Genomic DNA, 2,099 nt, shown 5'->3' with positions numbered 1-2,099 from the left:
GCGGTGCCTGGGCCCGCATCCGGGGCGACCTGCCCGAGCCCGCCCTGATCACCATCGCGGCCCGCACGAGCGTCGCCAAAAGCCGTCCGGTCATCAAGGAGCCGCCCGCGGGTTACGCGGTGGCCGGCGGTGGCCCGTACCGGCCGCCCGCCATCCACGAGATCCGCTACGGCAGCGCCACGCTGGGCGAGCAGGCCGCGCTCGGCGGTGGCCTGGCCTACACCGGGGTCGTTCGCGGCGGCGGGTTCGAGGACCAGTTGTACGCGTCCCACGCCACCGCCGCCGGGCCGGTCGGTGACCGCCCGGCCGTGGTGTCGCCGGTCTTCGGTGGCAACGGTTCCCTGGCCTGGGAGCCGGCGCCGGGCGTGGTGGCGTACGTCGGCTACAGCGGATCGTCGCTGACCGACGGTGCCGTTGCCGCCCTCCTGCGGCTGGCCCAGCGTTCGCAGCCGGTGGACGACGGGCAGTGGCAGGCGACGAGTCCGCAGGCGGTAGAGCAGAGCAACGAGCCGGGCTGAGGTCAGCGCAGCTTCACCTCCAGGGTGTGCCGTCCGCCGGCACCCGCGGCGACCAGCACCTCGGTGCCGCGGGCGGTGCTGCGTTGCTGGTGTGCCGTGGGCCTGCCGTCCAGCCGTACCCCGGTCACCGACGCACCCGCCGGCAGGACCGCGCCGATGGTGAGCTTCAGTGCCGCCCGGACCGAGACGGTGAGGGTTCCTGCGGTCCGGGTGGCGGTCACGTCGAGCGAGCCGCGGCCGAGCCGGATGTCGTGCCCGGCGATGCGGTCCTGGCCGGGCGGCAGCGCCGGCACCACCGACAGCCGGCCGCGACCGACGTCCGGGTCGACGCCGAGCTGCTGGTGCACCACCGGCCAGAGCACCCCGTAGGCACCCCACGCCTGCAGCACGCTGGAGCGGCTCAGGAAGTCGCGCTCGATGTTGGCGACGAAGTCCGGTGACGGCGCCACCTCCGGCATCGCGCCGGGCATCTCCCAGACCGCCGGGTCGAGCTGGATGCGGGCGTTTCCGGTGGTGTAGCGGCGTTGCGGGCCGAGCCGGCCGTAGTTGCCCTCGGCGACGGCCATGACGGCGGTGTTGAGGGAGAACGTGGCCCGCTCGGCCGGCACGCCGGACACCACGCTGTCGCAGGACGGGCCGGTGTTGCCGCCAGGGGCGCTGGTCGGCCCGCTGCCGGTGTGGAACAGGCCGAATTCGCCGGTGTAGCAGTCGCGTTCCCGCTGGGCCAGCGCGGCGTGGGCGTGGCCGGTGGCGGCGAGCGGCCCGCCGGGTGACTCGGCCTCCATCGGGGTCAGGCCGGTCCAGTGCCGCTGGAACACCTTGCCGTTGCCGGGATCGCTCAGCGAGTCGGCGTACGCGTCGGCGTCCCCGCCGTACCACCAGGCCTGCTCGAAGGCCCGCTCGCGCCGTTGGGCCTGGGTGGTCGCCCAGCTCGCGGTGGCCCGGTCGCCGCGCGCGCTGGCCAGGTCGGCCAGGTCGCGCAGCCCGCGGATGGTGTAGACCGCCACGTCGAGCTTCTCCGCTCCCATGCCGGGCCGCTCCACGTTGCCCGAGCCCTCGGGCCAGCCGTCGGCGTCGGCGTCCAGTGCGGTCACATGCCGCATGGCACGCACGGCGAAGTCGTACATCTCGTCGCGGAACGCGTCGTCGCCGGTCCACCGCCAGATCAGCGCCACCGTGCTGGGGAACTTGGCGCTCTCGTCGGTGTTGCCGGGGTCGTCGTTGGCGCCGAAGTACACCTGGCCGTCCGGGGTGACCTCGTGCACCACCTTGCCGGACCGGCCGTTGACGATCTCGCTGATGTCGCGCAGCGCCCGCAGGTGCGCCTTGATCGGCTCGAACTGCCCGGCCGCCACCGACGCGAACGCGGTGTACTCGGCGTCGGTGGCGAAGATCCACGGGTAGTCCGGCCAGCCGGCGCCGACCCACCGGGCGACGTGGACGGTGCCGGCCGGCGGCGGGAACTGGGTTCCTTCCTGGCTGGCGAACACCCGCAGGTCGTGCGCCTCCTGCACGGAGTCGGCGAGGTTCTGCTTGGACCACTCCACGCTGCGCTGCTACTGCCGGTCGCCGGGCAGGTCG

General features: G+C 74.1%; 2 protein-coding genes. One reads left to right on the top strand and one right to left on the bottom strand.

The annotated features are described in order from the left end of the window. Positions 1-518 (top strand): hypothetical protein (locus AB0C29_RS45325; protein ID WP_360834135.1); only part of this gene is annotated, 518 nt, incomplete at its 5' end. Between the two features lie 2 nt (positions 519-520). Here the strand turns inward: AB0C29_RS45325 and AB0C29_RS45320 are convergent. Further along, positions 521-2,065 (bottom strand): hypothetical protein, encoded by a 1,545-nt coding sequence (locus tag AB0C29_RS45320; protein ID WP_360834133.1) that lies wholly within the window; start codon positions 2,063-2,065, stop codon positions 521-523. Positions 2,066-2,099: the final 34 nt, after the last annotated feature.

The sequence above is a fragment of the Actinoplanes sp. NPDC048791 genome (assembly GCF_040650095.1).
GTDB lineage: Bacteria > Actinomycetota > Actinomycetes > Mycobacteriales > Micromonosporaceae > Actinoplanes.
The sequence above is the reverse complement of the archived record's forward strand: the minus strand, read 5'-3'. Positions and strand labels throughout refer to the sequence as shown.